The 4,545-nt window shown below is 33.4% G+C and carries 3 protein-coding genes and 1 tRNA gene; 3 read left to right on the forward strand and 1 reads right to left on the reverse strand.

All coding sequences use genetic code 11. The features are described 5' to 3' along the window. Positions 1 to 157 precede the first annotated feature (157 nt). The 3 genes from ACW2QF_RS17970 to ACW2QF_RS17980 all read left to right on the forward strand — a co-directional run bounded on the left by ACW2QF_RS17970 (position 158) and on the right by ACW2QF_RS17980 (position 3,079). Positions 158 to 1,471 carry a condensation domain-containing protein gene (locus tag ACW2QF_RS17970; RefSeq protein WP_455717393.1) on the forward strand — a complete coding sequence of 438 codons (1,314 nt, stop codon included), beginning with the start codon at positions 158 to 160 and terminating at the stop codon, positions 1,469 to 1,471. 108 nt (positions 1,472 to 1,579) lie between these two features. Continuing rightward, positions 1,580 to 2,929 carry a methyl-accepting chemotaxis protein gene (locus tag ACW2QF_RS17975; RefSeq protein ID WP_455717394.1) on the forward strand — a complete coding sequence of 450 codons (1,350 nt, stop codon included), beginning with the start codon at positions 1,580 to 1,582 and terminating at the stop codon, positions 2,927 to 2,929. 77 nt (positions 2,930 to 3,006) lie between these two features. After that, positions 3,007 to 3,079 (forward strand) — tRNA-Thr (locus ACW2QF_RS17980). Positions 3,080 to 3,211: 132 nt separating this feature from the next. On the opposite strand, the gene ACW2QF_RS17985 is transcribed toward ACW2QF_RS17980, so the two are convergent. Continuing rightward, positions 3,212 to 4,545 (reverse strand): tyrosine-type recombinase/integrase (locus ACW2QF_RS17985; protein ID WP_455717395.1); only part of this gene is annotated, 1,334 nt, incomplete at its 5' end.

The raw sequence follows: 4,545 nt of genomic DNA on the forward strand, positions 1-4,545 counted from the left end.
GCGCACTTTTTATTTTAAAAATTTATCTAAGGGAGGTAAAAAATGAAAATATTTAATTGAATTGTCCTTGAATTTCTGTTATATTTAAACTGATATTACTAAAAATGACAAAAATTGATACTATACGAAAAAGCTACTAGCAGCTAGGAGGAAAAAATTGAGACCTAAATACGAAATGCTAATCGAGAGAAACTTCTATCAGAATCCTTCCATGTACATAGTGACAAAAGTTACGGTTGTTGGTAAATATAATCGTAATCGATTAGAAAATACAATAAGGGAAATGGAAAGAGTACATCCAATTATTTCTTATGTATTGGAAGAAGGAGAAGAAGGAAAAGTTTATTTTGTGAAGATGGAGGGCGTCAATGTAAACGTAAAGTACTATGAGAAAAAGAATCAAGATGATTGGATAAGTATTACAAGAGAAGAGGAACTAATTCCAATTGAATTTGATAAAGAACCGTCTATGCGTTTCTTAATAATTAATGGAAAAGAAGACTTTGATATAGTAATACTTGCGCATCATCTGCTTGGGGATGGTCATTCTTTTCAATATTTAATGCAAGATCTATTAGAAGTATATTGTAATGAAGTGAAGAATTTACCAGTTCAAGAAACAAGATTTATTCGTGAAATTGAAGACATGCCAAAAGAGAGTGAGTTACCTTCGGCTTTTGTAGAGGCGATACAGTCTGTAAATCAAGAATGGGCTACTATGCGACGCCAATTTACAAGGGAAGAATATGAAAAGTTATTTGAAGATTATCATGAAACTCATGGATTAGGCTTACTAGTAGAAGCCTTTGAAAAAGAAAAATACCCATCTTTAATTAGTCGATGTAATGAACATGAAGTTACTGTTAATTCTGCTCTGGTAACAGCATATTTAGCTGTTTTATTTAAGATTAAAAAGGAGAAACAAAAAGTTACAGTGGCAATTGATTTACGAGATCAATTAAAGTTTACAACTAATCGCTGTGTTGCGAATTATTCTGCAGCGATAGCACCGGAATTAGAATATAATGAAGAGGATACATTTTGGTGTAATGTAGGACGTATTCACAATCTTTTGAAAACGGATTTGAATCAACCAGCGAAGACATTCGTTCTACTTCAACTATTTCATCAATTAGATGGAAGTATTTTTGATCCGTTATATTATGCAGCAAATGGTACCTATCAAGGAGAAATCTTAATGAAAGCTGCTAAACTTCTTGGGTTTGGTAGTAAGGAAGAAGGTTTTGATTTGTCAAACTTAGGAGTTGTTAATATTAGCCCTAAAATAGGAGATTACCATATTCGGGATTATGTATTTTTCGCTAACCCAACTACTGTATATGATTTTACAGTAGGCGTAGCAACTCTTAATGAACAATTAAATCTAGCAATTTGTTATAAAAAGAATAACATTACAGAAGAAGAGATTAGAGTATATACAAAAGAAGCAATAAGCTTGTTATGTTCCTAAGAGGCATCGATTAACTCAAAATTAAAATAGATAATTATCTTAATTAGAGGTTCGTGGTAAAAACTTAGGTAGAAAAAATATAGTCTATACATAAAAGGAGGAAAATCAATGAGAAAAGGAATTCGCTTTAAAATATTAGTTTCAATTATTGTATTAACTGCATTTAGTATTTGGGCATCCATTACTAATTTAGGTTACATCAAAACTATGCATGAAGGTGCGGAAAAGAAATTTAAAGAACATGGATTAAGTTCTGAGGCTTTGACTGGTATACAAAAGAATTTTGATGCAGCACTACAAGCTAATTACATTGGAATTACTATTATGATTATTTTATGTATTATAGTAATTATTTTAATTTCAAAAAGTGTTATATCACCAACAAAGAGAGCATCTAAAAGACTAAATGAAATTTTAGAAGACATGGATAATGATCGAGCAAATTTAAAGACTAGAATAACAGTAGAGAAACAAGATGAAATTGGTAAATTGGTTAACGGTATCAATACCTTCATGGAAAGTCTAGATAATATTATGGAGCAAGTAAAAGATAATTCCATTAAATTAAATGGAAGTGTTGTTAATGTTGTAGCGAATGTTACAGATGTTAACGCAAATACCAATGATATCTCAGCTTCTATGGAAGAACTAGCTGCTAGTATGGAGGAAGTTTCTTCAACAATAACATCAGTATTAGAGAATACAGTTACAGTTGATGAAAATATATCTGATATGGCAGTACAAACGAAATCTGTTATGGGTTATGTAGATGAAATGAAAAAACGTGCTAATAATATGAAAGAAGTAGCCGAAGCGAATAAAGTTTCAACTAGTGAAATAGTTTCTACCATTGGTTCTGATTTGCAAATGGCTATAGAGAATGGTAAAAAAGTAGAGAAGATTAATGAGTTAACAGGTGAGATATTAAGCATTTCCAATCAAACTAACTTGTTGGCTTTGAATGCATCCATTGAGGCTGCTAGAGCTGGTGATGCAGGAAAAGGTTTTGCGGTTGTTGCAGATGAAATTAGAGATCTAGCAGACAGCAGTAGAAACACGGCTACAAGAATTCAAGAAATTAGTGTAATGGTAACAGATGCATTTTCAATGCTTATGAACTGTGCTAATGATATGATGAACTATATTAATAATAAGGTTTTAACTGATTATGAGAATTATGTGTCTAGTGGTATCCAATATGATGAAGATTCTATATATATCCATGAAGTAATGGGTGACTTTGAGGAAAAATCCAATAAGTTAAATGATACAATGGCTAGTATGGTAGAATCTTTCCAAGGAATCTCCAAAGCAATTGAAGAAAGTACGATAGGAGTAACAAGTGTAGCGGATAACACTTCTGATTTAGTAAAGAAAGTTGGAGATATATCTGATGAAATTTCAAACAATAAAGAGATAGCTGACACATTACTAAAAGAAGCAGAGAAATTTGTGTAATTATTTATTGACAATAAGGACTTGATTTGTTAAAATAATTTCGCTGATGCAATCTGCGTCAACGAAATTATTTAAGTGCTGCCATGGCTCAGTCGGTAGAGCGTCGCCTTGGTAAGGCGGAGGTCGGCGGTTCAAGTCCGCTTGGCAGCTTAGTGTGAAACCCTTGTGAATACAAGGGTTTTTCTTGTTTTTAAGGAATGATTCGTGGCTTGTTTCTATGTCTTATTCTATGTGTTGGGGACTATTTGGGGACTGAATAAAGTCAAAAATAAAACAAAATACTTAAGCATTTCGTTTGAAAGCATCTTCTAAGGCGTTTGAAGCCTTTTCATCCATCTGTTTTAAAGCATGTGCGTAAATATCCATAGTAGTACTTGTTTGAGCATGTCCTAGACGTGAGGAAACGGTCTTGACGTCAACATTCTCTGCAATTAGTAGCGTAGCTGATGTGTGTCTTAATCCATGCAAAGTTATCATTGGAAGTTTGTCTTTTTCATTTTCAACAGTATTATTATATTGTGTCAGTATCTTTTTGAAGGTGGCCGTTGGTGTAGACGGATACATCTGTCTGCCGTCTGTTTGTATGAATATATGGTTAGTACCGTTCCATTGATCACCGATTGATAACTGGTATTTATTCTGTTCTATCTTCCAATCCTTTATTAGCTGCATTACGAAGTCTGGTATTTTGATTGTACGGTTTGATGTAGCTGTCTTAGGATCTTTAGTTATCACTTGTCTATCTATATGAGAACTTGACTTGTTAATTCTAATCGAATTAGTATCGAAGTCTATATCGTCCCAAGTAAGAGCAACGATTTCACCTCTTCTAAGTCCACCAAATAAAGCAATATTAAATAGTACTTTAAACTGTAAAGGTATATTTCTTGATTCTGTATATTCTGAAACGTTGTATTCTTCATGTTGCGGGCCTTTTCGCTTGTGAGTCTTATAAGTAGTAGAGTAGTACATATTAAGAGCATTTAGAAAGGATTGTGTCTGCTCAAAGGTAAAGTATTTGATATTATCGGAAGTAGCCTTAGCCTTAGGTACAGTAACACGATCACATGGATTAGATTCTATAAGCTGCCACTGTACTGCAGTTGATAACATGCTGCTTAATACAACATGGTCCTTCTTTATTGTTGCAGGACTATATCCTCCTGGTTTACCATCAATGCGAACTCCATCTTCAAGTAAATTGTTATAGAAACCCTGTAGATGCAATGGTTTAAGGCTTGTTAGTTTGATATGGCCAAGAGCAGGCAGTATACGAAGCTTTAGAATATCGCAATAGTTCCTATAAGAGACTTGCGTAAGATTAGTCTTGGCGTATTCTTCAAGCCATCGTTCAGAGTATTCTTTAAGTGTAAGTTTGTCCCCAGATAGCAATTTACCGTTCTTAACTCTTTGCTCAAACTCGAATACGAACGCTTCTAATGCTTTTTGTTGTTGTTTAGATGTCATATTAGGATCTGGTGTAAATGTTGTCTTTTCTCTAAGCTTTTTCCCATGGATATCGTAGCCGTTGCTGACGGTGATTGTGTACGATTTACCACGTTTTTCTATTGAGGCCATATAATCATTCCTGTCTAAAAGTATATTAAAAGTAGTTA

Source organism: Anaerosporobacter sp. (assembly GCF_965301125.1).

Coding starts and splice junctions, on each gene's coding strand:
- ACW2QF_RS17975 (WP_455717394.1), top strand. CDS start 1,580: ATGAGAAAAGGAATTCGCTTTAAAATATTAGTTTCAATTATTGTATTA.